The organism is Roseomonas elaeocarpi (genome assembly GCF_042433915.1).
Lineage (GTDB): Bacteria > Pseudomonadota > Alphaproteobacteria > Acetobacterales > Acetobacteraceae > Roseomonas > Roseomonas elaeocarpi.
This window is the reverse complement of record NZ_JBHLUN010000012.1, coordinates 169,642-195,815: the sequence shown is the minus strand read 5'-3', so window position 1 is coordinate 195,815 and position 26,174 is coordinate 169,642. Positions and strand designations below refer to the sequence as shown.

The window sequence follows — 26,174 nt, the reverse complement described above, 5'->3', positions numbered from 1 at the left end:
ACGCGCGTCACCGCACGCGCGATCGCATCTCCGCGCAGCTCGGCGCCTGATCGCCGCCGAACAGCGCGCCGAGCAACAGCCCCACCTTGTCGAGGCCCGAAGCGTCGAGCTTGCCCTCGATCGCGCGGAACGGCCCTTCCACCACCACCGGTGCCGAAACCTGCGCGCCCGCCAGCGGCACCAGCGGCCGCAGGCCCAGCGACAGCCGCTCCGCCCCGAGATCGACCTCGCCCGCGCCGTCGAGCTGCAGGTGCGTGCTGTTCAGCGCGATCAGCGGGAAGCGGCCGACGCCGCCGTCAAACGTCCCGGTGAGGTCGAGGCAGCGGATCTCCGTGCGCCCTTGCGCCGGCACGGTGATGCCCAGCGCCTTCAGCGCGGGCGCCGCCACCGCCATCAGCGCCGCGTTGCTCATCCCGCCGCCCGTGACGCTCGCGGCCACGGTGCCGTCCAGCGTGGCGCCGATCGCGTGCAGGCTGCGCCCCCGGGCCCGCAGCCGCGCCTGGAGGCGCATCGCCCCCTCGAAGCCACCTGGCAGCCCGGCATAGCGCCCGATCAGCGACAGCGGCACGGCGGGCGCGTCGAGCGTGAGGCTGACCGGCACCGCAGCGCTCCTGGCATCGGCGCTGAGCGACAGCGTGGCCGGGCCGCCCGGCAGCTGCAGCCCCAGGCGCTCCACCTGGAGCTGGCTGTCGGCCAAGCGCATCGCCAGGTCCAGCCCGCGCCAGTCCTGCGCCCAGAGCCGCGTCGCGCCGACCTTGGCCTGGAGGTCGATCCGGTTGCCACGCAGCGCCTCCCAGTGCAGCGGCGTGTCCGGAATGACGGTGCCGCCCGCCGCCTCCCGCGACGACGTGGTTCCGCCCGACAGCGCATCCCCCAGCAGCGCGTCGAGGTCCAGCCGGTCGCCGCGCAGCCTGGCCTGCACCGCGGGCACCGTGCCGGACGTGAGGGTGACCTCGCCCGCGAGCACCGCTTCCCGCGCCGAAAGCTTCGCGTCGCGCAGCCGCAGCGTGCCGGCCCCTTCCGGCAGGCTCAGCCGCGCCTGCGCCGACAGCGCCGTGAGCGGCGGCAGCGCCGTGCCCTTTGGCAGGATGCGCGCCCAGGGCGGCAGGCTGGGCGTTTGCAGCGCCGTGTCGGCCTCGAGGCCGCGGAAGCCGCCGTCCTCGGTGGCCAGCGTACCGTCCAGCTGCAGCGTGCCGGCCGGCGCCGCGCCGCCCGTCCCGCCGCCCTCGGCCTTCAGCATGAGCGCGACCGGGCTGCTGTTGCGCTCCTCCAGCCGTGCCGGCACGCCGAAGCGCCCCTCGAAGCCGAAGGGCTGCGCGGCGTAGCGCAGGCTACCCGAGGCTTCCGCCACGCCGCCCGCCTCCGGCAGCCGCAGCGTGGCCGGGCCCAGCACCAGCCCCGGCACCTGGGCGCCCAGGTCGCCGCCGGTGATCCGCAGCGCCGTCTTGCCGATCACCGGCAGGTCCCCGGTGTCGCGGCCGCTGCGCAGGTGGCTCGACACCCGCACCCCGCGCAGCGCCGGCAGCCCCATCGGCGGCAAGAGGGCGTTGAGCTTTTCCAGCGCCGGCACGTCGCCCTCGACCTGGAGGTCGTAGCGCCCGGCCAGGCTCATCTGCCCGCTCGCCTCGAGCGTGGCGTCGAAGGCGGTCACCCGCCATTGCGTGTTCCAGGGATCGTGCACCTCGCCGGTGGGCGTGGCCGAGGCCTCGAACGAGAAGGCCTCGTAGTCCGAGTAAACCAGCACCGAGCGCAGATCGAGCGGCGCCCCTTCGCGCAGGTGCTGCCAGTCGAGCGAGCGGATGCCGACCACGTGCGTGCGGTTGGGCAGGCGCAGCGTGACCATGCCGTTGCGCACCCGCGCCCGCTCGATCGCCAGCGCGACCGGCGAAGCGGGCGAGGCGGGCGGGGGAGGCGGCGCGGCGGCGGTGCTGGCGCGCGGCGAGGCGACGGGCACCGCACCGGAGGGCCCGGAGGGGGTGCCAGTGGTGGCACCAGGGGGAACGCCAGTGGTGGTGCCCGGGGCGGCGCCCGGAGTGGCGCTCGTGGCGGGCCCGGGGATGGACCCCGGTTTCTCCGGGGCAGGCGAGGGCACCGTGGCAGCCGGTGTTGCGGCGGCAGGGTCCGCCCCGGGCACGTCCGGCCCCAGCACCCAGTTCGGCCGCCCGTCCACCAGCTCGAACAGGATGTTGGGACCGATCAGCGTGAGCTGCTCCACCTCCAGCCGGCGGTGCAGCAGGGCCCAGAGCGACAGCCGGGCCTCGATGCGCTCGGCCCGCGCCATGTCGGGGCGCGTGCCGCCGGGCAGGTTGGCGAGCGTGACGTCGGACACCTCGACCGTGGGCGACAGCGCCCAAGCCACGCGCAGCGGCCCGCCCAGCGAGAGCACCCGCCCCGTGCTCCGTTGCACCGCGGCGGTGAGTTCGCCCTTGTAGTCGTCGGGGTCGAGCACGGCCAGGGCCGCGCCCACCGCCGCCACGGGCAGCAGCGGCACGAGCGCGAGCAGCAGCAGCCAGCGGTTCCGTCGCCTCACGCGGTCCTCCTGCGCGCTGGTTGCCGGCACCCGGCGGAGCGGCCTTTATAGCGTGGCCCTGGCAGGGGCGCTTCCCCCACGCCGTTCACAGGGGCGTCGCCGGGGGATGGCCGCCGCCCTGCCGGCCGGGCGCACCCCGGTCGCGGCGCCGTTTCCGGCCCGGCTCCGCGCCCCCGGTCCGAAACCGGTCTCCGGCGCCGCGCGACCCGCCCTTGCGCCTCCCTCACGATCCGGGCGCGGGCCGGCCGTCGGCGGCGTCGCGGCGGGGTGCTCACGGGCGGGGGTGATTCCCCGCCGTCCGCGTCCGTTCTAGCCTCCGCCCGAGGCACGGGGCGGCCGCTGGCCACGTCGCGTGCGCCGGTTCTTTCCGCCCGGCACGGTGCATGGAGGCGACCGCTGCGATGACCAAGGCCGCGCGACACGACGGGACCTCCGGTGCCGAGGCTCCCCGCCCCGAGGTTCTCCACCGCGAGGCTCTCCATCGCGAGGCTCCTCACGGTGGTGCGTCTCATGGTGAGGCTTCCCAGGGTGAGGCTTCCCAGGGTGATGCTTCCCTGGGTGAGGTCCCCCATCGCGACGCCCCGTTCGTCGAAGCCCGGCATCCCGCCGCCCCGGACCCCCACGGCGCCCCGCACGCCGCTCCGCACGCCCCCCCGGCGCCCACCGCCCCGTGCGCAGTCCCCGCCACGCCGCCGCCCCTGGCGGAACAGGCCTACCGCGCCATCCGCTCCCGCATCATCGCCTGCCGCTACCGCCCGGGCAGCCGGCTCAACGAGGCCGAGGTCGCGGCGCAGCTCGGGCTGGGGCGCACCCCCGTGCGGCAGGCCTTTGACCGGCTGCGCCTCGAAGGGCTGGTGACGGTTCACCCGCGCAAGGGGGTCGAGGTGCGCGGCTTCGAGGTGGGGGAACTGCTGGAGATCGCCGAGGCGCGGCTGGCCAACGAGTGCCTGGCGGCGGGGCTGGCGGCCGAGCGCGCCACCGCCGCAGACCTCGCGGCGCTGGAGGAGATCCTGCTGCGCAGCGGCGTCGCCACCGAACCGCAGGAGACCGCGCGGCTGATGCAGCTCGACGCCGAGTTCCACGGCAGGCTGGCCGACATCGCCGGCAACACCGTGCTGGCCGCGCTGCTGCGCAACCTGTGCGACCGCACCATCCGCTTCTGGTTCGTGGCCGCCGGCCGGCAGCAGCACCGCCGCGCGGTGATCGAGCAGCACGCCGACATCGTGGCCGCGATCGCCGCCGGCGACCGCGCGGGCGCCGAGGACGCGATGCGCCGCCACCTGGAGGATTTCCGCCGCAGCGTGATGCGGCAGCCGGGGCTGGAGCGCCTGTCCGGAACGCCCTGAAGGCGGGCGGCCGAGGACCGGGCGCCCCGAGGACGCGGCGCCTGAGGACGGGTGCCTGAGGGCAGGCGCCCCAGGGTGGGCGTTTAAGGACGGGCGCCTGAAAACGAAGGATCCCGGAGCGTGAGGGTCCCCGAAGCGCAGCGCGTTCCGGCGCGCGGCCGCCGTACCATGCCCGCCCGCCGGTAATGGCCTGCCGGCCGTCGGTTCCATCCCGGCCGCCGCGACGCCGGGGCACCGGTCGGACGCAGCCTTCGCGCCCCGATCACGGTCACGCTGCTCGCGCCTTGGTCTGATATTTCTCAGACCCGGTTTTCTGCCGCATTTCGTCCGAACAAGGCCGTTGACCGGGCCGATCCGGAAAGATCACAGTTCACTCGGGAAATCCACTCCCGGTTTTAAAAGAAACCGGAAGAACGGATTGGTGGGGTGAGGCCAGTTCCGGGGCTGGTCCCGGCGCCAATGCTTCTGGCGTGACTTCGCTGTTCTGGTTCCTGGTCGTGCTGGATTGCTGAACATCCGGACCTGATCTGATGCTGGACTTGGTGGAACCCGGGAAGGCCCGGAAAGGAAAAGACCCGATGACCTCCGCGCGGGACGCCGCCCTGCCCGATGCCACCGAGGCCCTGGCCCGCTGGGCGCGTTCGGACCTGGCCCGCATTGCCCATCCCGCGCGCCCCTGGGTGCCGCCGCGGACCGGCCCGGACGGGGAACCGGCGCTGGACGTGCTGGTGGTGGGGGCCGGGCAGTCGGGCCTGGCCACGGGCTTCGGCCTCCTGCGCGCGCGGGTGGACAACATCCTGCTGGTGGACCGGGCGGAGCGCGGGATGGAGGGCCCCTGGCGGACCTTCGCGCGGATGCCGACGCTGCGCTCGCCGAAGGACTACACCGGCCCCGACCTCGACATCCCCAGCCTGACCTACCAGTCCTGGCACGAGGCCCGCTACGGCGCCGCCCACTGGCAGGCGCTGGACCGCATTCCGCGGGGCGACTGGGCGGACTACCTGCTGTGGCTGCGCGACACCGTGGGGGTTCCGGTGCTCAACGGCGTGGCAGTCACCGGCATCGTCCCCGCGCGCGGTCCCGGGGGCGAGTTCCTGGCCGTCACGCTGCGCGACGGGGCAGGGGTGGAAACCGTGCGCTACGCCCGCCGCGTGGTGCTGGCCACCGGGCAGGACAGCATGGGCCGCTGGGTGATGCCGGACTTCATCGACCGCCTGCCCGAACACCTGCGCGCCCACAGCGCCGACCCGATCGACTTCGCCGCCCTTCGCGGCCGCACCGTGGCGGTGCTGGGCGCGGGCGCCTCGGCGCTCGACAACGCCGCCATGGCGCTGGAGGCCGGCGCGGCTTCGGTGCACGTCTTCTGCCGCCGGCCCGAGCCGCAGCTGGTGCAGCCCTATCTCTGGCTGACCTTCCGCGGCTTCCTGCAGCACCTGAGCGAGCTCGACGATCCGTGGCGCTGGCGGCTGATGCGCTACATCCTCAGCCTGCGCGAAGGCTTTCCGCAGCCGACCTGGGACCGCTGCGCGCGGCACGCGAACTTCACGCTGCACACCGGCGCCCCCTGGCTCGATGCCCGCGCGGCGGGGGATGGTCCAAAGGGGGATAGCCCAAAAAGGGACAGCTTAGTGATCGAAACGCCGCAGGGACCCTTCCGCGCGGATTTCGCCATCTGCGGCACCGGCATCGACGTGGACCCGACGCTGCGGCCCGAACTCGCCGCCTGTGCCAGCAACATCGCCAGCTGGGGCGACCGCTACGCCCCGCCCGAGGGGGAGCGGGACGACCGCCTCGCGCGCTTCCCCTATCTCGGCCCCGACTACGCCCTGCAGGAACGTGTGGCGGGCGAAACGCCCTGGATCGGGCGGCTGCACCTGTTCTCGATCGCCTCGACCGTCAGCTTCGGCCCCTCCGGCTCCTCGATCAACGCCATGACCACGGCGGTGCCCAAGCTGGTGACCGGCCTCACCGGCGCCCTGTTCCGCGAGGACCTGGAAACCCACTGGGCCTCGCTGCAGGCTTGGGACGTCCGGCAGACGGATCTCCGCCTGCCGGTGCCGAGCCCGGCCTGAGGGAAAGGCGGCGCCATGCTCCCGACCGACCGGCCCCGAGATCCCGCCGCCCCGTTGGCCCCGGATTTGCCTGGCGGATCGCCAGCGACCCGCCATCCCGCCACCCGCGCGCCGCGACCCGCGTCGCGCCGCCGCCATGCCCGAGGGAGAGACCGTTCCATGCTGCCCCCATCCCCCCCGAGTATCCCCGCACCCACCAGCACCGGCCTTTCCGCCCCTGGCGTCCCCTCCGGCGACCGGGCGCGTAGGCTGCGCCGGGTTGTCGGGCGCGGCCTCGCCGCACTGGCGCTGTCGCTGGCCCTGGCGGCTTCGCCCCTGGTACCCGCAGCCCAGGCCCAGGGAACGGCGGAAACCCCGGTGCGCGGCGGCACCATGACGATCATCAACGGTTCCGACATCCGTTCCTGGGACCCGGCGATCACCAGCGGCACCTACCCGGGCGGCCCGATGGACGTGCTCGACGCCGTGTACGGCTTTCTCGTCTACGTGGACGTGAAGGGCATCGTCACCGGCGGCATGGCCGAAGGGCTGACCAGCCCCGACGCCGTGACCTGGACGCTGAAGCTGCGCCCCAACCTCCGGTTCACCGACGGCACGCCCTTCGACGCCGAAGCGGTGCGGTTCAACTGGGACCGCATCGCCAACCCGCAGACGCTCTCGCCCGCGCAGGGCTTCGTGGCCGCCTGGGCCAAGAGCATGACCGTGGTGGACGCAACGACGCTGCGCATCACGCTGAACTCACCCAATGCCAGCTTCGCGGCCCAGGTGGCGGAATTGTGCCCCTTTATCGCCTCGCCCGCCGCGCTCAAGGCCGCGCAGCAGAAGACCGACATCAAGCCGGTGGGGGCGGGCGCCTTTGTCCTGCAGAACTGGAACCAGGGCATCTCGATGACCCTGACCCGCAACCCGGACTACTGGGACCAGCCGCGCCCCTATCTCGACACGTTGAAGTTCGCCATCATCCCTGAAACCAACAGCCGCATCGCGACGGTGGTGCAGGGCGGCGCCACGATGATGGCGGGCTATCCCTTCCAGTTCGGCAGCAACGCAAAGGCCAGCGGCGTGGCCACGCGGGAAATCCCGATCCGCGGCATCTATCGCGGCTACTTCAACCAGGCGAAGGGCATCTTCACCGACCCCCGCGCGCGGGAAGCCGTGTACGAGGGCATCAACCGCGCGCGACTGATGCAGGCCTATACGCAGGTGGGCGGCTACACCCCGCCGAGCAGCTACTTCGGCACCCAGTCGCCTTACTACGACGGCTCGCACCCGCTGCCGGGCTATGATCCGAAAAAGGCGCAGGCCGCCTTCGACGCGATGAAGCGCGACGGCAAGCCGCTCGACATCCGCATCGTCACCTACACCAACTCCGACCTGAAGCGCCTGACGGGCTACGTGCAGCAGGTGCTGAACAGCTTCGACGGCGTGAAGGCCACGATCACCGAGGTGGATCAGGCGATGCTGGTGACGCGCTGCCGGCAGCAGCTCGAATTCGACCTGTGCTTCGAGGGCGGCGTGACGGTGGCCAACGGGGCGGAGCCGCTGATCTCCAACCTGCTCAGCTCCGACGGGTCCTTCAACTGGGGGCAGTACCGCAACCCGGCCATGGACGCCGCACTCGCCCGCGCCAACGCCACGCCCGACCCGGCCGCCGCCAAGGCCGCCTATGCCGAGGTGCAGGCGATCTTCGCCCGCGACCTGCCGCTCTACATCTTCGGCGAGGAAACGCGCTTCCTGCTGCTGCGCAACAACACCGGCGGGATCGTGCCCTCCAACGGCGGCATCCTGCAGAAGCAGTTCCTCTACCTTTGCCCGGATGTCTGCGTGAAGTGACGCCTCCGGGCGGGGAGATCGCGCGACCACGGCCGCGTGACGCGACGGGCGGCGCCGGAACCGCCGCGGGCGGCATGAACCGCCCCGGCAGCGAACGGCCCGACACAATGACGATGACGCCGCGCGGATCGCGGCGCCGGTGCAACGGAAGTGGAGACGGTTGATGCTCGACGGGCGAAAAAAGAAGACCTTCCGCGAGGTGATGTCCGAGGGCCAGGTCTTCACGCCCTGCGTCTGGGACTGCTACTCCGCCAAGGCGGCCGAGATGGCGGGCTTCGGGGCGATCCTGCTCAGCGGCGCCTCGCTCGGCTTCAGCATGTCGGGCGTGCCCGACCTCGGCCTGCACAACCAGGAAGAGCTGGTCTGGGCCACCGACCGCATCGCGGACTACTCGCCGCTGCCGCTGATCATCGACGCTGATGACGGCTTCGGCGACGTGGCGCAGGCCTATCGCACCTGCCGTCGCCTGGCCAAGGCGGGCGCCGCCGCCATCCTGCTCGAGGACACGCCCAACGAGCGCGGCTACGCCCGCTTCGGCCGCGCCATGGAAGCGGCGACGCTGGCGGGCAAGGTGGACGGCAACGTCCCGCACGAGGTCATCCCGCAGGACCTGTGGCTCGCCAAGATCAAGGCCGGCATCGAGGCCTGCGCCGGCACCGACTGCGTGGTGATCGCGCGCACCGAGAGCAAGCTGGAGCACGGCCTGGACGACGCCATCGAGCGCTGTTTGCGCGCCGAGGCGCTGGGTGCCGAGATGACCTACGTCCACGGCCTGCGCACCATCGAGGAATGCCGCAAGGTCGCCGCCGTGCTGCCGGGCTGGAAGATGTTCGGCGACGTGGCGACGGTGAACGGCGTACCCTTCGTGGAGCTGGATGAGATCGCGGCGCTGGGCTTCAATCTCGTGACCATGCATTACCTCGAGAAGGGCTCGATGTTCGGCATGATGGATTACGGCCGCCGCGTCTTCGCCGACCGCAGCACGCGCTACGCCGACGAGCACACGATGGGGGGCCTGAGCAAGCAGGAGCAGCGCGCCCTGCAGGAGCGCGACCGCGGCTGGCTCGACGCCGAGGAGGAGTGGAAGCGGCTGTGACCGGGCACCGGGTTCCATGGCTGGCCGACCGGTCCGGCGCGCTCACGACGGTTCCGCCGGCACGCCCCCGGGCGGCGGCTGAGCCGGTTGCTTAAGGAGCCCCGCACCATGCGCGCCGCCATGCCCCGCCTGCCCCTGCCGCCGGTGCTGCGCGCCGTGGTGACGCGGCTGCTCGCCGGCATTCCGGTCTTTCTCGTGGTGACCTTTGCCGCCACGGCGCTGAGCGGGCTGATGCCGGGCTCGGCGGCGCAGCTGATCCTGGGCGACACCGCGACGCCCGAGCAGATCGCGGCGCTCAACGGGCGCTACGGCTACGACCTGCCGGTCTGGGAACGCTACGCGCACTGGCTGAACCGGCTGCTGCACGGCGACCTGGGCGAAACCCTGTTCAGCGGCCAGTCCGTGGCGGGCCTCCTGTTCGACCGCGCCGCGGTGACCTTCGAGATCGCCACGCTGGCGATGGGCGTATCGCTGCTCATCGCCCTGCCGCTGGCGCTGCACAGCGCGAGCCACCCCAAGGGCGTCCTCGATGCCGTCTTGCAGGGCGTGTCGTCGCTGATGCTGTCGCTGCCGACCTTCGTGACGGTGGTGATCCTGGGCTTCGTCTTCGCCGTCGTGCTGCGCTGGCTGCCCGCCACCGGCTGGGTCGGCCTCACCGAGGACCCGCTCAACAACCTCCGCTCCGTGGCGCTGCCGGTGATGTGCCTGAGCGTGCACCAGTGCGCCTATTTCTACCGCGTGGCGCGCGCCGAGTTCACCGCGACCCTGGCGGAGGACTACGTCACCGTGGCGCGCGCCAAGGGCATGCCGCTGCGCCACATCCTCCTGCGCCATGTTCTGCGCCCGTCGCTGCCGCCGGTGCTGACGGTGATGGGCCTGTCGATGACCTACCTGCTCGGCGGCTCCTTTATCGTCGAGAGCTACTTCGCCGTGCCCGGCATCGGCTGGACGGTGCTGAGCGCGGTGAGCAGCCACGACCTGCCGGTGGTGCAGGCGATCCTGACGCTCACCGTCGCGATCTTCGTGGTGATCTTTATCCTGGTGGACCTGGGCTACGCCGCCGTCGACCCGCGGGTGACGATGCGATGAGCGCGCCCCTCAACCCCGACCTCGCCTCCGCCGACGCGGCCATCCCGCCGGAGGTCCGCGCCGCCTGGCCGCGCACCGCGCGCCTGCGCCTGCCGCGCACGCGGCCCACCGAGCTCTTCAGCATCCTGTTCCTCCTCGCCCTGGTGCTGGCGGCCGCCCTGGTGGAGTTCATCCCCGGGCTGGAGCGGCCGAACTTCCCCTATGGCGACTTCTCGCAACCCCCCGAGTGGAGCCTGAACGGCTTGCTCGGCACCGACGCGCTGGGCCGCTCCATCCTGTCGCGCGTGCTCTACGGCGCGCGCACCTCGCTGGGCATCGTGGCCGTGGCCACCGCGATCGCGCTCAGCCTCGGCCTCTTGCTGGGGATGCTGGCCGGCTACCACCGCGGCTGGGTGGAACGCGCGGTGGACCTGTACAGCAACGCCATGGCCTCGCTGCCGCCGATCCTGGTGATCCTGGCGCTGATCGCGGTGGTGGGGAATTCCGTGCTGACCATGATGCTGGCGCTGGGCATCCTCGACATCGGCACCTATGCCCGCATCGCCAAGGGCGGCGTGATCGCGCAGAACGACCGCGACTACGTGCTCGCCGCCCGCGCCATGGGGGCCGGCGACGGGCGCATTCTCCTGCGCGAGATCCTGCCCAACCTCGTGCCCGCGCTCACCGCCATCGTGCCGCCGCTGATGGCCGGGCTGATCATCACCGAGGGCTCGCTGAGCTTCCTGGGCTACGGCATCCCGGCCCCGGCGCCGAGCTGGGGCGGCATGATCGCGGGCTCCACCGACCTGCTCAACCGCTTTCCGCTGCTGATCCTGGGGCCGGTGCTGGCGATCGTGCTGACGGTCTACGCCCTCAACACCGCGGGCGACGCGCTGGCGCGCCGCCTCAACAGCCGCGAGCGGGACGGTTGACCATGATCCTGGGTCGTTCCCGTTCCGCCGCGTCGCTGCCCCTGGCCGCGCTGCCCCGCCCCGCAGCCCGCCAGCCCGGTGACGCGACGGCCCTGGCCGCCGCGCCCGGGATCGCCTCGGCCGACAACACCGCGGCCGGCACCATGGCGCCCGCCGCCATCGCGCCCGGCACCGCCGCGCCCGATACCACCGCGCCGGGCGCGGTCGCCGCCGGAACCGTCAACGCCGGGACCGGCGCAACCGGACGGCGCGCGGCGGAAGCACCGCTGCTCGAATGCCAGGCCTTGCGCTGCGAACTCGGGCCCGTGGCGCGGCCGGTGCGGGTGCTGCACGGCATCGACCTGCGCCTCGCCCCGCGCCGGGCGCTGGGCATCGTGGGCGAGTCCGGGGCCGGCAAGTCCATGCTGATCAAGACGGTCATGGGGCTGCAGCCCGCCGGCGCCCGCGTCGGGGGCCGCGTGGTGCTGGGCGGCACCGATCTCGGCGCCCTGCGGGAAGACCGCCGCCGCGCCCTGCTCGGCCGCCGCGTGGGAATGGTGTTCCAGAACCCCATGACCTCGCTCAACCCCTTCGTGCGCGTCGGGCAGCAGATGGAGGAAGCGAGCCGCTTCCATCGCGGCCTGAACCGGGCCGAGGCGCGGGCGCTGGCGATCTCGCTGCTGCGCATCGTGGGCATCCCCGATGCCGAGGCCTGCCACCGGCAATACCCGCACCAGTTCTCCGGCGGCATGAAGCAGCGCATCATGATCGCGACCGCGCTCGCCTGCGAGCCGGAGCTGCTGATCGCCGACGAGGCCACCACCGCGCTGGACGTGACGGTGCAGCGCGAGATCCTCGATCTGCTCGGGCGCCTCCAGGCGGAGCGGCACATGTCGATGATCCTGGTGACCCACAACCTCGGCATCGTCGCCGGCCGCACCGATGAGGTGCTGGTGCTCTACGCCGGCCGCGTGGTGGAACACGGTCCCACCGAGGCGGTGTTCCGCCGCCCCCGGCACCGCTACACCGAGGCGCTGCTCGCCGCCATGCCGCGCCTCGACCAGCCGGCGCACGCGCGTCTGCGCACCATCCCCGGGCAGCCGCCCAACCTCGTCAACCCGCCCGCCGGCTGCCCCTTCGCGCCGCGCTGCCCGGCCGCCGAGGCGCGCTGCCACCGCGAGATGCCGCCCGAAACCAGCGAGCCCACCTCGGACGGCGTGGCGCACCGCTTCAGCTGCTGGGTGCCGGTGGACCGCGCCGCGGCGCCGGTTCTGGCGGAGGCGCTGCCGTGAGCGGCGTTCCGGCCCAGCCGCAGGCCCGTTCCCCGGCGCCGCTGCCGGCCTCCGCACCCCCGGTCGCCACGCCACTGGCCGCGATGCCCCCGGTCGCCACGTCACTGGCCGCGACGACGGCCGCCCCGTCGCCGACCACCTCGCCCCTGCCGGCCTCATCCCCGGCCGCCTGGCCTGCTTCTGCCGGCGACGCGCCCATGCCCGATCCTTCTGCCCCCGCCCCATCGGCCAGCCCCGCGCAGCCCGTGCTGTTGGTGCGCGACCTGACGGTGCGCTTCGAGCGCGGCGGACGCCGCTTCAACGCGGTGGACGGCGTGTCCTTCGCGGTCGCGCCCGGGGAAACGCTGGGGCTGGTGGGCGAGTCCGGCAGCGGCAAGACCACGATCGGCCGCGCCATCCTCCAACTCCTGCCGCAAGGCTCAACCGTGGAGGGCGCCGTCCTGCACGAGGGCGTGGCGCTGAACACCCTGTCCGCCGCCGCCCTGCGTGCCCGGCGGGCGCGGCTGCAGATGATCTTTCAGGACCCGGTTTCCTCCTTCAATCCGCGCCGCGCGGTGGAGGAGATCGTGGCGGAAGGCCTGGCCATCCAGGGCCTGCCCCGCGCCGAGCGCACCCGCCGCGTCGAGGCCGCCCTGGCCGACGTGGGCATGAGCCGCGAGGCCGTGCGCGGCCGCCGTCCGCACCAGTTCTCGGGCGGGCAGTGCCAGCGCATCGCCATCGCCCGGGCGCTCGCCGTAGGGCCGGAGCTGATCGTGTGCGACGAGCCGGTGGCCTCGCTCGACGTGTCGGTGCAGGCGCAGGTGATCAACCTGCTGGGGGACATCCGCGCCCGGCGCGCGCTGGCGCTGATCTTCATCTCGCACGACCTCGCGGTGGTGCGAAACGTCAGCGACCGCGTGGCGGTGCTCTACCTGGGCCGCATCGTGGAGATCGGCACCAACGACGCCCTCTACGCCCGGCCGGCGCATCCCTACACGCGCATGCTGCTCGACGCCGTGCCGGTGCCCGATGCCAGCCGCCGGCTGGTGCCCGCCGCGGTGCCGGCCGAGATGCCGTCGCGCCTGGCGCCGCCCTCGGGCTGCCGCTTCCGCACGCGCTGCCCCCGCGCGCAGAGCCTCTGCGCCGAGGCCGAGCCGCAGCTCCGCCCCGTGCCGGCCGGCCAGCAGGTCGCCTGCCACTTCCCACACGACGAGCCCGCGCCCGGCGCCGCCTAGCGCAGCTTCGACCCTTCCTCGCGACAGCGGACCGGGTCGACAGCCGCCGGCGGCCCGCACCGGCGCCCGCACTCGATCAGCAGGGCGCCCCCATGCCCCGTCAGCCGGGCGGGCGGATCCGGTCCAGCGACGCTTCCACGATCGGCGCGAACTTCGCCGGATCGTCGAAGGCACGCGCCGCCAGCATCGCGCCGTAAACGGAGGCCATGAACATTTCCGCCTCGGCCGCCGCCGGGTGGCGCAGTTGCATCGTGCCCTGCCGGACGCCGAGGGCGAGCACGCGCGTGAGCCAGGTCGAGAGATCACCGAAATGGCCCCGAACCGCGGCCGAGACTTCCGGCGGCAGGCTGGGCATCTCGGCGGCAAGAACGCCCGCGAGGCAGAAGGGCGCGCTCTGGTCGGTGATGCAGCGCTCCCAGTAGCCGGTATAGGCGCGCAGCTGCTCGTTCGCCGCAGGCTCCGCTGCCGCCAGCAACTCCGTCTGCTCGCGGATCAGGGCACGGGCTTCCTCCACCACCGTCACCACCAGGTCGACCTTGGTGGGGAAGTGGTGATGGATGCTGGCCTTCCGGATGCCGAGGCTTTCCGCCAGGTCGGCGTAGCTGAACCCGTTATATCCGTTTCGCATGATCAGCTGGCGCGCCTCGCTGACCAGCCGCGTCGCGGTTTCGCTCACCATGATGCCGTCCAGACCTACCTTCTGATAGGCAGATAGGTCGCCCCGGGAACGCTTGCAAACGCCAAAACTACCTTCTAGTAGGTAGACAGGAGCAAGGAGAACCCTCGTGCAGCCTGACACCGCCATCAACTGGACCTCCGCCAGCCGCGACGGCTGGCTCAAGCCGTACTACTTCACGCGCGCCGCCTTCTCCCTCGTCTGGGTGGCGCTCGCCTTCGGGATCGGGCGAAGCGATCCCGTGGCCGCCGCGGTGCTGTTCATCAGCTATCCGGCCTGGGACGCACTGGCGAACTACGCCGACGCGCGCCGCAACGGCGGTCTCGCCCGCAACCGGAGCCAGTCGCTCAACCTCGCCGTCAGCGCACTGACCACGGTTGCGGTGATCGTCGCGCTCGGCCAGAGCCTGGCCGCGGTGATCTCGGTCTTCGGGGTCTGGGCGTTCCTGGCGGGCCTGTTCCAGCTCCTCACCGGGGTGCGTCGCTGGAAGGCCGGCGCGCAATGGGCCATGGTCCTGAGCGGCGCCCAGTCCGCCCTGGCCGGCGTGCTGTTTATCGGCCGCGCGGCCAGCCCCGACATGCGAGGCGTCACCGACATCGCGCCCTACGCGGCCTTCGGCGCCTTCTATTTCCTCGTCTCGGCCGTCTGGCTCACGGTTGCCGACCTGCGGCGAGGCGCGGTGCGGATCGCGGGGTAGGTCGTTGCCGGCCGGCGCGGGAGGGAAGGGCGATGACCCTCCATCCCGTCCGGGTTGGAGAACGGGTCGCGCGCCCTCGGGCACAGGCCGGCCATCCGTGCGCCGATCGCGACCCACCCGCCCGGAGGCGGCCGGGGCGCGGCAGGAACCGGGACGCTCAGCGGAACAGGTGCGGCAGCACGCGGCTGTTCTCGCGCACCACGGCATCGCGGGATTCGCGGAAGATGATGCCGCAGGCCCTGTCGCCGGCGATCCAGGAGCCGATGACGCCCGTCCAGCCGTCCTGCGTCAGCATCGCGGCCCGGCGCTGGCTGACGGTCGCGCCGCCGCCGTAGCTGCCGTCGGTGCTGGCCACCGGCCGGCCATCGCGCAGCATCCGGATATTTGCGCCCTCCCGCCCCAGCGCCGGCTTCTCCACCCATTCGCCACTGGCGGGGGCGGGGCCGTGATGGGCTTCCAGCAGGTTGGGATGGCCCGGGTTCAGCTCCCACAACAGGGGCAGGATGGCCTTGTGGCTCAGCACGGCCTTCCAGGGCGGCTCCACCACGCCCAGGGTGTCGCGCGCGAAGAAGGGGCCGAACTCGTCGGTCGCGGCCCATTCCCAGGGATAGAGCTTGTGCAGGAAGTGGATGCGGTTCTCCGCCGCGTCGCGGAACTCTCCCGCCGCGTCGTTCCAGCGGATCTCGGGGATGTCGATGGCGCGCGTCGCGATGCCGGCCTGCGTGGCCAGGTCACGGAAATAGGTGGAATGCGCCCATTCCTCCGGCGCGTCGCGAAAGGCGGTGAAGTGCATGGGCCGGCCGTGCATGCGCGCGCCCAGGGACCGGAAACCGTCCAGCAGCGCCTCGTGCAGCGAATTGAACTGGTCGGCGCCGGGATCGACCTCCTGCAGCCAGAACCACTGGGCGAGCGCCGTCTCGATCGCGAGCGTCGGCGTGTCCGCATTGTATTCCAGCAGCCGCGCGGTGCCGGTTGAGGCATCCCAGGCGAGGTCCATGCGGCCCATCAGCGCCGGATCGCCGCGCAGCCAGCTCCGGCAGCTATAGTCGGCCAGCCATTCCGCCATGCCGAACTCCGTGAGGAGCCGCTGCGGCTCGCGCCGCACCAGGTGGTCCACGGCGCCCAGGCACAGCGCGTGCAGCTCCGTCGTGGCGTCATCCAGCGCATCGACCTCGGCTTCGCTCAGCTCCCAGTGGTCGCCTTCGTGCCACCACAACCCGCCGCCCGGCTCGGGTTCCAGCCCGCCGGAATGGTAGTCGAGGCCGATCTCCGCCAGCCGGTCCTGCCAGTCCGGCCGGGGCTCGCCGGGCCGGCGGATCAAGAGCCGCCGCCGGCATGCGCCGCGGCGGAAAAGCCGAGCCCGCCGGCGCGGCTCACCGAACCGCCGGCGCGGGCGTAGCTCGATCCGGTTCGCGCCCCCCGCGACAGCAGCCCCTCGCCCTCGGCGGAGGTGGCGGCCCGGCGGAACCCGCCCCGCGCCTCGCCGTCCGAGGAGCCGGCATAGCTGTTGCCGGAATACCAGTAGCGCCGCCCGCCGCCGCCGGCGCCGCCCGAGCCGGAGGAGGATGCGGTGCACCCGGCGCCACCCTGAGTCCCGGGCGGGCAGGCCGGCGGCGCGGCCCCGGCATAGACCGGGGTTGCCCCGCGCGTGCCGTCGGACAGGGCCCGCCCGATCATGACCCCCGCCATGACGGGGATAAAGGTCGAGGCGGCGGTGGCGGCTCCAGGGGAGGCTCCAGGGGCGGTCCAGGGGGAGGCTCCAGGCACGTCGTCGGCCTGGGAGGGCTCGGCCCCCAGCGGCGCGCAGTCCGAGCCGGTGGCGGCGCGGCAGGCCTCGGCGGAGCTGAAGCGGGGCGCGGTGGCGGCATGGCTCAGCCGGGCGGAGCGGAAAACCTCGGCGCATTCCGAAGCGGCCTCGTCCCCCAGGCGGTCGACGCAGGCGGCCTGCGTTTCCAGCACGCCCTCGGTGTCCGGGTCTCTGTTGCAATAGGCCAGGCCCAGCCCGGCACCGGCCAGCAGGGTGAGCGTGATGGTGGTGGAGCGGCGCATGCTCAGGGCTCCGCCGTCGTGCCATCGGGCGTCATGGTGGCGGCGTTGAGCAGGCCGCAGGCGAGGCTGAGCCCGGCCAGCACGATCCCCGCCGCGAGGTCGCCGCGCTCCATCCGCTCCCGCAGGCCCGGGCCGATGATGAGCCGGGCGAGCAGGAGGGCGAGGAGCTGCACCGCCAGCCCCACCAGGCCCCAGCTCAGCATATCCGCCCGGGACACCGCGCCGCGCATGATGCTGCAGAGCACGAGCGCGTAGCCCGTCAGCGTGCCGGTGAAGCTGAGGGCCGCGGCCGCGTTGCCGGCGCGGATCAGCCGGAACTCCCGCCAGGGCGTGAGCAGCGTGTAGGCCAGCACGAAGGCGCCGGTCATCGCCGCCGCGGTGGCGAACCAGGTCAGGAAGTCCGGCAGGGTCGCCAGGTAGCCGATCGAGGACCTCATCGTGTCGTGGGGGCCATGGGAAGCTCCGAATCCGGGCGGGCGGCGCGGGCCGTCACCGTGTGACCGTACGTAACCACCATTGCGCCGAAGCGGCGAGCCCGGTCCCGACCGGGTCCGCAGGTCGGCGTTGCAGTACCATAACCCCCCACCCTATATGCGTGGCATGGCCCATACCGTCGCGAACAAGTCGAAGCTGATCGCCCGCGTCAGGCGCATCAAGGGACAGGCCGAAGCCCTGGAGCGTGCGCTCGAGGCCGAGGTCGGCTGCACCGACGTGCTGATGCTGGTCGCCTCGCTGCGCGGCGCGGTGCACGGCCTCAGCACGGAAGTCGTGGAAGATCACATCCGCAACCACGTGGCCGATCCGGCGACCGACCCCGATCCGGCGCGCGCCAAGGGCGCCGCCGAGCTGATCGAGGTCATCCGCACCTACCTGCGGTAACGAGGCCCGCCATGACATCGCTCACCGACCTGTTGCAGCAGGGAAGCGGACACGCCTGGCTGTTCATCCCCACGGCCATCCTGCTCGGCGTGCTGCACGGGCTGGAGCCCGGCCATTCCAAGACCATGATGGCGGCCTTCATCATCGCCATCCGTGGCACCGTCACCCAGGCGGTGCTGCTGGGCCTTTCCGCCGCGCTGTCGCACACGGCCGTTGTCTGGGTGGTGGCGCTGGGTGGCCAGTACCTGGGCCGCAACACCGCCTCCGAGGAGATCGAGCGCTGGCTGCAGATCGCCTCGGCCGTGGTCGTCGCCGGCGTCGGCCTCTGGATGATCTGGCGCACGCGCCGCGACCAGCTGCTCGAGGCGGCCGGACACCACCATGCGCATGGGCATGATCATGGGCATCACCATGGCCACGCGCACGAACACGACCAGGGCTACGGGCACAGCCACAGCCACAGCCACAGCCACGGGCACGATCACGGGCCAGAGCACGACCACGCGCACCATGGCGCGGAAACCCGGCAGTTCGACACCGGCCACGGCATCGTCGCGCTGGAGATCTTCGAGGACGGCGTGCCGCCGCGCTGGCGGCTGCGCAGCCTCAGCGGCCAGCGATGGGCCGCCGCCGACGTGGCCGTGACCACCGGGCGCGGGGACGGGGAGAAGCAGCGGTTCAGCTTCGTGGACCGGGGCGACTACCTCGAGAGCGTGGAGGAAATCCCGGAGCCGCACGCGTTCATGGCCCGCATCAGCCTCGGCCACGGCAGCCACACCCACGACTACGACCTGCCCTTCGTCGAGGGCCACGGCCACGACCTCCTGCACGAGGAAGCGCGGGGCCTCCAGATCGTGCAGGGCGGCGAGTACATGGACGCGCACGAGCGGGCGCACGCCGACGACATCGCCGCGCGCTTCCAGGGGCGGAGCGTCACGACAGGGCAGATCGTCCTGTTCGGGCTGACCGGCGGGCTCATCCCGTGCCCGGCGGCGATCACCGTGCTGCTGCTCTGCCTGCAGCTCAAGCAGCTCACGCTCGGCGTGGTGCTGGTGGTCTGCTTCAGCATCGGCCTGGCCGTGACGATGGTGTCGGCCGGCGTGATCGCGGCGCTCAGCCTCCGCCACATCCAGAAGCGGTGGTCAGGCTTCGGCACCCTGGCGCGGCGGGCGCCCTACGCCTCGGGCGTGCTGATGCTGCTGATCGCCGCCTACATGGCCTTTTCGGGCTGGCACGGCCTCGCCGTGTAAGGCGCAGCCCTGGCGCCGCCGCGGCCGGTCAGGTCCCGCCCTGCGACGGGCGAGGTTGCCGCGGCCTGCAAACGGTACGGGGCGGCAGTCGTCACGGGTGGCACCCGGCAGTGGCGGCGCCCTGCGGGGGAGGACAGCGGACAGTGCAAATCCAGCCGCTGCCCCATCGCAAAGCCCCGGCGCTACAGCCCCGGCCGGCCCTGCGCCCCGTCCACCGGGATATGCGCGCCGTTGATCCAGCGGGCCCGCTCCGACAACACGAAGCACACCACGTCCGCGATCTCCTCCACCGTGCCCATGCGGCCGGCGGGGAACTCGTCGCGCAGGAAGGCCGTCATGCGCTCCGGCTCCGCCTGCATGCGCCGCGCCCAGCCGCCGCCCTCGAACATGATCGAGCCGGGGCTGACGGTGTTGACGCGGATGTTGTCGCGCGCGAGCTCGGGTGCCAGCGAGGCGGCGAGCTGGATCTCCGCCGCCTTGGCGGTGGCGTACTGCGCCTTGCTGCCGGGCTTCCAGCCGGAGATCGAGGAGATCAGCACCACCGAGCCGCCGCCCTGCCGCCGCATCTCCGGCACCGCGGCACGGATGGTGTTGACGCTGTGGAACAGGTTCAGCCCGAAGGTCCTGGTCCAGTCCTCGGCGCCCGCTTCCTCGAACCAGCCGCCGGCGGTGCCGCCGACGTTGCACACCACGAGGTCCACCCCGCCCAGCGCCGATGCGGCCTCCGCCACGAAGCGCGCGGCATCCTCGGGCACCGCGACGTCGGCCACCGTGCCGAAGACCTGCGCCCCGTCCGATGCCGTCCGCAGCGCCGCCTCGGCGTCGCGCAGCCCCTCGGCCGAGCGGCCGCAGACCGCCAGCGCCGCGCCCTCGCGCAGCAGCGCGGTGCCGATGGCCCGGCCGATCCCCCGCGTGCCGCCGGTCACCAGCGCCCGCTTTCCCCGCAATCCCAGTTCCATCCTGCGTCTCCCCTGATCCCCTGCCGCGACGGCGGGCGCGCTGCCCGCCGCCCCCTCCGCCTCAGCTCTCCAGGTATTCCCGGAAGAACTCTTCCGGCTCGACCATCCGGCCCACGATGCCGGAACGGTAGGCCTGGTCGGCGAAGACCCGCACCTGTTCCCGGTTCCGCTCGAAGCCGTAGGGGTGGAAGTCCTCGCCCAGCAGCGCCTCGGTACGCTCCAGCTCATCCTCCAGCCAGGGCGTGGCGTAGGGGAAGTTGCGCTGGGCGGCGGTGAAGGCGTCGTTGCAGCGGCTGAAGCCTTCCGTCAGCGCCCCGGCGATCCAGCGGTTGCTTTCCCACACCGCGCGGCGCACCAGCACGAGGTGCTGCACGGGGAACATCGCGGTGCGGCGGAAGTATTCGCTCTCCACCTCGGGGAAGTCGGGCGTCAGCCGCACGATCGGCCCGTTTTCCCGGTGGTAGGCGAGGGGGCGCGGCGGGGAGAACAGCGCGTCGATCTCGCCCGCGATCAGCATCTCCGACAACGACCGCCCCGTGGCCACGGCCTGCACGCCGGCGGGCAGCGGGCCGGGGCCGCTGGCGGGCTGCGGCTCGTCCACCGTGCCGATCCACCACTCAATTCCCTCGACCGAAACGCCGAAATATTCCAGCAGGTGCCGGTACCAGACCGCGCCGCTGTTGGCCCAGCCGTACATGCCGATCCGCCGCCCCTGGAGGTCGGCCGGCACCCGCACCGCGCCGCCGGCACGCACGTAAAGGTCGCGCGCCGTGAAGCCGCGCAATGGGAAGACCGGCAGTGCGACGTGGCTGCGGTCGCCCGCGGCCAGCCGCATCAGGTGGCGGCACATCGAGGACTCGCCCCCGTCCACCGCCGGGTCGTTCAGCGCCCGGCGCAGCATCTCCGCCCGGTCCGGCCAGGAGCCGCCGCGCCCCAGCGTCAGGGTGAGGTCGATGCCCGGCACCGAGACCTCCCCGCGCGCGAGCGGCATCAGCCGCGCGTAGTCGGCGCAGCACAGGTGGATCGGCAGATCAGCCATGACTGGCTCCCCCTCGGGTCTATTCGCGCCCGTCGTCACTGCGGCTGCACCATGGCGGCCGCCAGGTAGCCGTCGGAGCGCGGCGCGTAGTGCAGGCCCTTGCGCAGGGCGTAAACATTGTCGGTGTAGAGCAGCGGCACCACCGCCTGGTCCGCCATCGCGATCTCGGCCGTCTTCTGCAGCAGCGCCGACCGTTTTGCGTCGTCCACGGTGCGCATCGCTTCCGCCAGCACCGCGTCCACCTGCGGGTTGGAATAGCGCGACCGGTTGGAGGAACCCATGCCGGTCTTGAAGTCCACCGTTCCCACCTGCGAGCGCAGCGGGAAGGATGCCTCGCCGGTGGTGGAGCTGTTGCCGATCAGGAAGGCGCTGTAGTTGTAGTTCGGCGCGCTGGCCTGGGCGATGAACACCGACCAGGGCGGCGTCTCGACCTTGGTCTCGATGCCCACCCGGCCCAGCATCTGCCCCACCGCCTGCGCCACCTTGGCGCCGTTGATGTAGCGGTCGTTGGGCGCATACAGCGTCATCGCGAAGCCGTCGGCGTAGCCGGCTTCCGTCAGCAGCTTCTTCGCCATGGCCGGGTCGTAGCTGTCGGGCTTCAGCCGCGGGCTGACGCCGAAGAAGCCGTCCGCCAGCAGCTGCCCCGCGGGCGCCGCCGCGCCCTCCATGATGTTGCGCACCAGCGCGTCGCGGTTGATCGCGTGCGAGATCGCCTTGCGCACCCGCAGGTCCTGCAAGGGGTTGCGCGGCAGGGGCGAGCCGTCGCGCGCCGTCACGCCCGGCGTCTGCGCCCGGAAGCTGTCGAGGTGGAGGAACTGCACCGCGTTGGATCGCGTGCTGACCACGCTCAGCTGCGCGTTCTTGCGCAGCTGCGGCGCGTCGCTCGGCGGCACGCTGTCGATCGCCTGCACGTCGCCCGCCAGCAGCGCCGCCACGCGCGAGGCGTTGACCGGGATCATGCGGATCGTGGCCTTTTCCCAGGCCGGCTTCGGACCCCAGTAGCGGTCGTTGCGGCGCAGCGTCACGCGGTTGTTGGGCACGTATTCCACGAAGCTGTAGGGGCCGGTGCCGACGGCGGCCACGCCGCTGTTGAAGTCCGCAGTGGGCGCGTGTTCCAGCGCGCGGGGCACGATCATGACCGAGCTCAGATCCACCGGCAGCAGCGGGGTGGGTCCTTCGGTGCGGAAGCGGATGGTGTGGTCGTCCACCACCTCGATCCCGGTGATGGCACGCGTGTAGACCAGGAAGGAGCCGGGGCTGTTGGGCACCCAGGCCACGCGCCGGATCGAGGCCGCCACGTCCTCCGCCCCGAAGGGCTTGCCGTCGTGGAACACCACGCCCTGCCGCAGCGTGAACTCCCAGGTCGTGTCGTCGAGCGCCTTCCAGGCGGTGGCGAGGCCCGGCTGCGGTTGCTGCCGCTCGTCCATGTGGATGAGGCGGTCGAACAGGTTGATGTCGATGTTGAAGTTGGAGGACAGGTTGTGGAAGTGCGGGTCGATCGAGGTCACCGCCGAGGCGACGCCGATCGAGATCTCCCGTGCCTGATCCCCCGGCGCGCCGCTCCCCTGGGCCGCGGCCGGCTTCAAGGCGCCCAGCCCACCCGCCAGCAGCGACACCCCCGCCAGCACCGCCTCGCGCCGCCGCAGCGTGCCGCCTCGTCCGATCCGCACCATCACGGCCTCCGTTCCATTGAGCGTCGCCGTCCAGCAAGCTGCGTGCCGACCCCACCGCCGGAGCCATGTGTCAGCGGGGAGGCTGGCGCGCGGGCGCCGAACCGGGCCACGCCGGGACCATCGCCCGTCACCCGGGCGGGCACACGGGCAGGTCAGCGCGGCCAAGTCAGTGCGGGCAGACGGGGCCAGCCAAGCGGGGGCGAGCAGGCGGGGAGGGGCCGGCAGCGACCCGCCCGGAACTCAGCTGACGCCGACCACCCGCCAGGAATTGCTGCGGCCGTCGGGCTCCACGATGGTGACGTGCTCGCCCGGGCGCAGGCGCAGGTGCCCCTGGATCATGGCGTGCAGCGGCGCGTCGTCGGCAGCCCCCGGCTGCCGGAAGAAGCGCAGCGTCCAGCCGAGGTCGGGGTCGTACTGCACGTCGCCCTCGCTCAAACCGTCGCCCGGCCAGATGCGCCGCGCCAGCCAGGGCGCCGGGTCGGCCTGCCAGGCCTCGGCCGAGGGCAGCCCGCCGCCGTCCAGGGTCAGGTTGATCTCGTAGCGGTGCTCCGGGCTTCCTTCCGGCAATCCCGGGCCACCGCTCGGGGACAGGATCACCAGGGCCACGCCGCTTCTCCTCCGCTCAGATCGCGATTCTTACACCCAGTTCCACCACCCGGTCGCTGGGAATCCGAAAGAACTCCGTGGCAGGCAGCGAGTTGCGGCTCATCACCGTGAAGAGCCACTGCTGCCACATCGACATCTTGGGCACCGTGGCCTGCACCAGCGTTTCGCGCCCGAGGAAGTAGGAGGCCTGCATCGGCTCGAAGGTGTTGTCGTCGCCGTGCAGCGCGTCGAGGTCGCGCGGCACGTTGGGGCTTTCCAGGAAGCCGTAGCGCAGCATCACCCGGTGGATGCCCGGCGCCAGCGTTTCCACCGAACCCCGCTCGGCCGCGGTGGGCACGTCCTCGTTGATCACGGTCACGAAAATGATGCGCTCGTGCAGGACCTTGTTGTGCTTGAGGTTGTGCAGCAGCGCGTTGGGCACGTAGTCCGCCTGCCCGGTCATGAACACCGCGACGCCGGGCACCCGGATGGTGCGCGACTGCGGCAGCCGCGCCAAGAAGGATTTCAGCGGCAGGCTGTCCTGCCGGAAGCGGCTGAACAGCAGCTCCCGCCCACGGCGCCAGGTCAGCATCTGCCCGTAGAGCAGCGCGCCCAGCAGCAGCGGCACCCAGCCGCCATCGGGGATCTTCAGCACGTTGCTCAGGAAGAAGGCGAGGTCGAGCAGGAAGAGCGGCAGAAATACCACCACCACCAGCGGCCAGGACCAGCCGAAGCGCTTGTGGAACACCAGCCCCGCGAGGCAGGAGGTGGCCAGGAAGGTGCCCGTCACCGCGATGCCGTAGGCGGCGGCCAGGCTGTCGGAATTGCGGAAGGTCAGCACCAAGACCACCACGCCGCTCAGCAGCGCGAAGTTCACCTGGGGCACGTAGATCTGCCCTTCCTCGGTCTCGCTGGTGTGGCGCACCACCAGGCGCGGCAGGAGGCCCAGCTGCACGCATTGCCGCGCGATCGAGAAGGCGCCCGAGATCATCGCCTGGCTGGCGATGATGGTGGCCAGCGTCGCCAGCACCACCATCGGCAGCCGCAGCCATTCCGGGGCCAGCAGGAAGAAGGGGTTGTCCAGCGCCGCCGGGTCGCCCAGCACCAGCGCGCCCTGGCCCAGGTAGTTCAGCACCAGCGAGGGCAGCACGAAGAACAGCCAGGCCAGCCGGATCGGGCGGGAGCCGAAATGCCCCATATCGGCATACAGCGCCTCCGCCCCCGTCACCGCCAGCACCACCGAGCCCAGCGCCACGAAGGCCGCGAGCTGGTAGGTGATGCAGAAGCGGATGGCGTGGTGCGGCGACAGCGCTGCCAGCACGCCCGGCTCACGCACGATCTCGACCAGGCCCAGCAGACCCAGCAGGGCGAACCACATCACCATCACGGGGCCGAAGATCCGCCCCATGGCGTGGGAGCCGCGGTACTGCACCAGGAACAGCGCCACCAGCACCACCAGCGAGATCGGGATCACCCACTCGCCGAAGGTGGGCGAGATGACCTTGAGGCCTTCCACCGCGGAGAGCACCGAGATCGCCGGCGTGATGATGCCGTCGCCGAAGAACAGGCAGGCGCCGGCGATGCCGATCAGCAGAACGATGCCGCGCGCCCGCTCGCTCACCACCGCGCGCTGGGCCAGCGCCATCAGCGCCAGGATGCCGCCCTCGCCACGGTTGTCGGCGCGCAGCACGATCAGCACGTATTTCAGCGTGACCACCAGGATCAGCGACCACACGATCAGGCTGAGGACGCCCAGCACCTCCCACCGCTCCAGCCCGTCGGAGGAAAAATGCAGCAGCGCGGCCCGCAGCGCGTAGAGCGGGCTGGTGCCGATATCGCCGTAAACGACGCCGAGGACGCCCACCAGCAGACCGAGGGTCAGGGGGCGGGCACCGCCGGGAGACGTGTGGGATGTCACGAAGGTCCGGGCAAGATCGTTGAACATAACGCATACGCCCGCGCCCGACGGGGATGCAAGGGACGGCCCGATGAAGGGATGGCGAGCCGCCGCACCCCCTCTCGCCGGCGGGGCGGGGCGCCGGTTCCGGTGGCCCGCGCGGGGCGGTCACCGCCGCCGCGGCGGCGTCCGCTGGCCGTCCGGTGGCCGGTGGGGCCGGGCTCTGGCCCGCGGCGGCGCCACGCGGCCGGGCCTCCCCGCCGCCCCGCGTCACCCCCGGCGCCCGTGGGGCGCCGGGGAGGGGGACGCCCTCAGTGGCCGCGCAGGATCTGGCTCAGGAAGCCGCGCAGGCGATCGGTGCGGGGGTTGTTGAACAGCTCCTCCGGCGGGCCGCTCTCCACCACCTCGCCGCGGTCCATGAACACCACCCGGTCGGCGACGGTGCGGGCGAAGCCCATCTCGTGGGTGACGCAGATCATGGTCATGCCGGTGGCGGCCAGGCCGATCATGGTGTCGAGCACCTCCTTGATCATCTCGGGATCGAGCGCCGAGGTCGGCTCGTCGAACAGCATGATCTTGGGCTTCATGCACAGCGCCCGGGCGATGGCCACGCGCTGCTGCTGCCCGCCCGACAGCTGGCCCGGGTACTTGTTGGCCTGATCGGGGATCTTGACCCGGCGCAGGTACTCCATCGCCTCTTCCTCGGCCTGGGCCTTGGGCGTGCGGCGCACCCAAATCGGCGCCAGGGTGCAGTTCTGCAGGATGGTGAGGTGTGGAAACAGGTTGAAGCTCTGGAACACCATGCCGACCTCGCGCCGGATGGTGTCCAGCGCCCGGACGTCGTCGGTCAGCTCCACCCCGTCCACCACGATGCGGCCCTGCTGGTGCTGTTCCAGCCGGTTGATGCAGCGGATCATGGTAGACTTGCCCGAACCCGAGGGGCCGCAGACCACCACGCGCTCGCCGGTCGCGACCTGCAGGTTCACGTCGCGCAGCACGTGCATCGCGCCGTACCACTTGTTGACGTTCTCGAGCAGGATGGCCGGCGGCGCGCCGGCCTTCACGGCGGAGGCGACGTGGGGTTCGAGGGCGAGGGCTTCGCTCATGC

General features: G+C 72.2%; 22 protein-coding genes. 11 read left to right on the top strand and 11 right to left on the bottom strand.

The features are described from left to right. Positions 1-7: 7 nt before the first annotated feature. Entirely contained in the window at positions 8-2,530 is a 2,523-nt protein-coding gene (locus ACFFGY_RS17405; RefSeq protein WP_377045783.1) for an AsmA family protein, read from the bottom strand. Between the two features lie 383 nt (positions 2,531-2,913). Here ACFFGY_RS17405 and ACFFGY_RS17400 point away from each other — a divergent pair, with 383 nt between their 5' ends. From ACFFGY_RS17400 to ACFFGY_RS17365, 8 genes are all read left to right on the top strand, one after another. Further along, positions 2,914-3,876, top strand: a complete 963-nt coding sequence (locus ACFFGY_RS17400) for a GntR family transcriptional regulator (RefSeq protein WP_377045782.1) — start codon at positions 2,914-2,916, stop codon at positions 3,874-3,876. Positions 3,877-4,454: 578 nt separating this feature from the next. Then, positions 4,455-5,948: an FAD/NAD(P)-binding protein gene (locus ACFFGY_RS17395; RefSeq protein ID WP_377045781.1), complete on the top strand. Its 1,494-nt coding sequence runs from the start codon at positions 4,455-4,457 to the stop codon at positions 5,946-5,948. A 159-nt stretch (positions 5,949-6,107) separates the two neighbouring features. Next, positions 6,108-7,781 carry an ABC transporter substrate-binding protein gene (locus ACFFGY_RS17390; protein ID WP_377045780.1) on the top strand — a complete coding sequence of 558 codons (1,674 nt, stop codon included), beginning with the start codon at positions 6,108-6,110 and terminating at the stop codon, positions 7,779-7,781. 163 nt (positions 7,782-7,944) lie between these two features. Beyond that, positions 7,945-8,877 (top strand): isocitrate lyase/PEP mutase family protein, encoded by a 933-nt coding sequence (locus ACFFGY_RS17385; protein WP_377045779.1) that lies wholly within the window; start codon positions 7,945-7,947, stop codon positions 8,875-8,877. Between the two features lie 108 nt (positions 8,878-8,985). Next, positions 8,986-9,966 carry an ABC transporter permease gene (locus tag ACFFGY_RS17380; RefSeq protein ID WP_377045778.1) on the top strand — a complete coding sequence of 327 codons (981 nt, stop codon included), beginning with the start codon at positions 8,986-8,988 and terminating at the stop codon, positions 9,964-9,966. Then, positions 9,963-10,877 carry an ABC transporter permease gene (locus tag ACFFGY_RS17375; RefSeq protein WP_377045777.1) on the top strand — a complete coding sequence of 305 codons (915 nt, stop codon included), beginning with the start codon at positions 9,963-9,965 and terminating at the stop codon, positions 10,875-10,877. Before ACFFGY_RS17380 ends, ACFFGY_RS17375 begins: the two co-directional genes overlap by 4 nt. Positions 10,878-10,879: 2 nt before the next feature. Beyond that, complete coding sequence (locus tag ACFFGY_RS17370; protein WP_377045776.1) at positions 10,880-12,148, top strand: ABC transporter ATP-binding protein; 1,269 nt, start codon at positions 10,880-10,882, stop codon at positions 12,146-12,148. 197 nt (positions 12,149-12,345) lie between these two features. Beyond that, complete coding sequence (locus ACFFGY_RS17365; RefSeq protein WP_456316173.1) at positions 12,346-13,362, top strand: ABC transporter ATP-binding protein; 1,017 nt, start codon at positions 12,346-12,348, stop codon at positions 13,360-13,362. A 100-nt stretch (positions 13,363-13,462) separates the two neighbouring features. Here ACFFGY_RS17365 and ACFFGY_RS17360 read toward each other — a convergent pair whose 3' ends face one another. Continuing rightward, entirely contained in the window at positions 13,463-14,041 is a 579-nt protein-coding gene (locus ACFFGY_RS17360) for a TetR/AcrR family transcriptional regulator (RefSeq protein WP_377045774.1), read from the bottom strand. 106 nt (positions 14,042-14,147) lie between these two features. Here ACFFGY_RS17360 and ACFFGY_RS17355 point away from each other — a divergent pair, with 106 nt between their 5' ends. Beyond that, entirely contained in the window at positions 14,148-14,735 is a 588-nt protein-coding gene (locus tag ACFFGY_RS17355) for a DUF308 domain-containing protein (RefSeq protein ID WP_377045773.1), read from the top strand. A 157-nt stretch (positions 14,736-14,892) separates the two neighbouring features. Here the strand turns inward: ACFFGY_RS17355 and ACFFGY_RS17350 are convergent, their stop codons facing one another. Genes ACFFGY_RS17350 through ACFFGY_RS17340 form a run of 3 tightly spaced genes read right to left on the bottom strand, consistent with a single transcriptional unit; the run spans position 14,893 to position 17,221 of the window. Continuing rightward, complete coding sequence (locus ACFFGY_RS17350) at positions 14,893-16,056, bottom strand: glutathionylspermidine synthase family protein (protein ID WP_377045772.1); 1,164 nt, start codon at positions 16,054-16,056, stop codon at positions 14,893-14,895. Then, positions 16,053-16,784: a DUF1190 domain-containing protein gene (locus tag ACFFGY_RS17345; RefSeq protein ID WP_377045771.1), complete on the bottom strand. Its 732-nt coding sequence runs from the start codon at positions 16,782-16,784 to the stop codon at positions 16,053-16,055. The genes ACFFGY_RS17350 and ACFFGY_RS17345 overlap by 4 nt, the downstream gene beginning before the upstream one ends. Positions 16,785-16,786: 2 nt before the next feature. Continuing rightward, positions 16,787-17,221, bottom strand: a complete 435-nt coding sequence (locus tag ACFFGY_RS17340; protein ID WP_377045770.1) for a DUF350 domain-containing protein — start codon at positions 17,219-17,221, stop codon at positions 16,787-16,789. A gap of 163 nt (positions 17,222-17,384) precedes the next feature. Between ACFFGY_RS17340 and ACFFGY_RS17335 the strand changes: the two genes are divergently transcribed. Together ACFFGY_RS17335 and ACFFGY_RS17330 are read left to right on the top strand one after the other, a co-directional pair. Beyond that, entirely contained in the window at positions 17,385-17,663 is a 279-nt protein-coding gene (locus ACFFGY_RS17335; RefSeq protein WP_377045769.1) for a metal/formaldehyde-sensitive transcriptional repressor, read from the top strand. 11 nt (positions 17,664-17,674) lie between these two features. Continuing rightward, positions 17,675-18,913, top strand: a complete 1,239-nt coding sequence (locus tag ACFFGY_RS17330) for a nickel/cobalt efflux transporter (RefSeq protein WP_377045768.1) — start codon at positions 17,675-17,677, stop codon at positions 18,911-18,913. A 182-nt stretch (positions 18,914-19,095) separates the two neighbouring features. Here the strand turns inward: ACFFGY_RS17330 and ACFFGY_RS17325 are convergent, their stop codons facing one another. From ACFFGY_RS17325 to ACFFGY_RS17300, 6 genes are all read right to left on the bottom strand, one after another. Beyond that, the gene (locus ACFFGY_RS17325) at positions 19,096-19,872 is read right to left on the bottom strand and encodes an SDR family NAD(P)-dependent oxidoreductase (RefSeq protein WP_377045767.1); all 777 of its coding nucleotides are present in this window, start codon (positions 19,870-19,872) and stop codon (positions 19,096-19,098) included. Between the two features lie 61 nt (positions 19,873-19,933). Continuing rightward, complete coding sequence (locus tag ACFFGY_RS17320) at positions 19,934-20,911, bottom strand: substrate-binding domain-containing protein (RefSeq protein WP_377045766.1); 978 nt, start codon at positions 20,909-20,911, stop codon at positions 19,934-19,936. 35 nt (positions 20,912-20,946) lie between these two features. After that, positions 20,947-22,584, bottom strand: a complete 1,638-nt coding sequence (locus ACFFGY_RS17315; protein WP_377045765.1) for an ABC transporter substrate-binding protein — start codon at positions 22,582-22,584, stop codon at positions 20,947-20,949. 240 nt (positions 22,585-22,824) lie between these two features. Next, the gene (locus ACFFGY_RS17310) at positions 22,825-23,190 is read right to left on the bottom strand and encodes a hypothetical protein (RefSeq protein ID WP_377045764.1); all 366 of its coding nucleotides are present in this window, start codon (positions 23,188-23,190) and stop codon (positions 22,825-22,827) included. Between the two features lie 16 nt (positions 23,191-23,206). Then, positions 23,207-25,114 carry a potassium transporter Kup gene (locus ACFFGY_RS17305; RefSeq protein WP_377045763.1) on the bottom strand — a complete coding sequence of 636 codons (1,908 nt, stop codon included), beginning with the start codon at positions 25,112-25,114 and terminating at the stop codon, positions 23,207-23,209. Positions 25,115-25,377: 263 nt separating this feature from the next. Beyond that, positions 25,378-26,172, bottom strand: a complete 795-nt coding sequence (locus ACFFGY_RS17300) for an amino acid ABC transporter ATP-binding protein (protein ID WP_377045762.1) — start codon at positions 26,170-26,172, stop codon at positions 25,378-25,380. Positions 26,173-26,174 lie beyond the last annotated feature (2 nt).

Bases quoted from the DNA above. Each gene is read 5' to 3' on its own strand.
- ACFFGY_RS17400 (WP_377045782.1), top strand. From the start codon at position 2,914: ATGGAGGCGACCGCTGCGATGACCAAGGCCGCGCGACACGACGGGACC.
- ACFFGY_RS17395 (WP_377045781.1), top strand. From the start codon at position 4,455: ATGACCTCCGCGCGGGACGCCGCCCTGCCCGATGCCACCGAGGCCCTG.
- ACFFGY_RS17390 (WP_377045780.1), top strand. From the start codon at position 6,108: ATGCTGCCCCCATCCCCCCCGAGTATCCCCGCACCCACCAGCACCGGC.
- ACFFGY_RS17385 (WP_377045779.1), top strand. From the start codon at position 7,945: ATGCTCGACGGGCGAAAAAAGAAGACCTTCCGCGAGGTGATGTCCGAG.
- ACFFGY_RS17380 (WP_377045778.1), top strand. From the start codon at position 8,986: ATGCGCGCCGCCATGCCCCGCCTGCCCCTGCCGCCGGTGCTGCGCGCC.
- ACFFGY_RS17375 (WP_377045777.1), top strand. From the start codon at position 9,963: ATGAGCGCGCCCCTCAACCCCGACCTCGCCTCCGCCGACGCGGCCATC.
- ACFFGY_RS17370 (WP_377045776.1), top strand. From the start codon at position 10,880: ATGATCCTGGGTCGTTCCCGTTCCGCCGCGTCGCTGCCCCTGGCCGCG.
- ACFFGY_RS17365 (WP_456316173.1), top strand. From the start codon at position 12,346: ATGCCCGATCCTTCTGCCCCCGCCCCATCGGCCAGCCCCGCGCAGCCC.
- ACFFGY_RS17360 (WP_377045774.1), bottom strand. From the start codon at position 14,041: ATGGTGAGCGAAACCGCGACGCGGCTGGTCAGCGAGGCGCGCCAGCTG.
- ACFFGY_RS17345 (WP_377045771.1), bottom strand. From the start codon at position 16,784: ATGCGCCGCTCCACCACCATCACGCTCACCCTGCTGGCCGGTGCCGGG.
- ACFFGY_RS17340 (WP_377045770.1), bottom strand. From the start codon at position 17,221: ATGAGGTCCTCGATCGGCTACCTGGCGACCCTGCCGGACTTCCTGACC.
- ACFFGY_RS17335 (WP_377045769.1), top strand. From the start codon at position 17,385: ATGGCCCATACCGTCGCGAACAAGTCGAAGCTGATCGCCCGCGTCAGG.
- ACFFGY_RS17330 (WP_377045768.1), top strand. From the start codon at position 17,675: ATGACATCGCTCACCGACCTGTTGCAGCAGGGAAGCGGACACGCCTGG.
- ACFFGY_RS17325 (WP_377045767.1), bottom strand. From the start codon at position 19,872: ATGGAACTGGGATTGCGGGGAAAGCGGGCGCTGGTGACCGGCGGCACG.
- ACFFGY_RS17320 (WP_377045766.1), bottom strand. From the start codon at position 20,911: ATGGCTGATCTGCCGATCCACCTGTGCTGCGCCGACTACGCGCGGCTG.
- ACFFGY_RS17315 (WP_377045765.1), bottom strand. From the start codon at position 22,584: ATGGTGCGGATCGGACGAGGCGGCACGCTGCGGCGGCGCGAGGCGGTG.
- ACFFGY_RS17305 (WP_377045763.1), bottom strand. From the start codon at position 25,114: ATGTTCAACGATCTTGCCCGGACCTTCGTGACATCCCACACGTCTCCC.
- ACFFGY_RS17300 (WP_377045762.1), bottom strand. From the start codon at position 26,172: ATGAGCGAAGCCCTCGCCCTCGAACCCCACGTCGCCTCCGCCGTGAAG.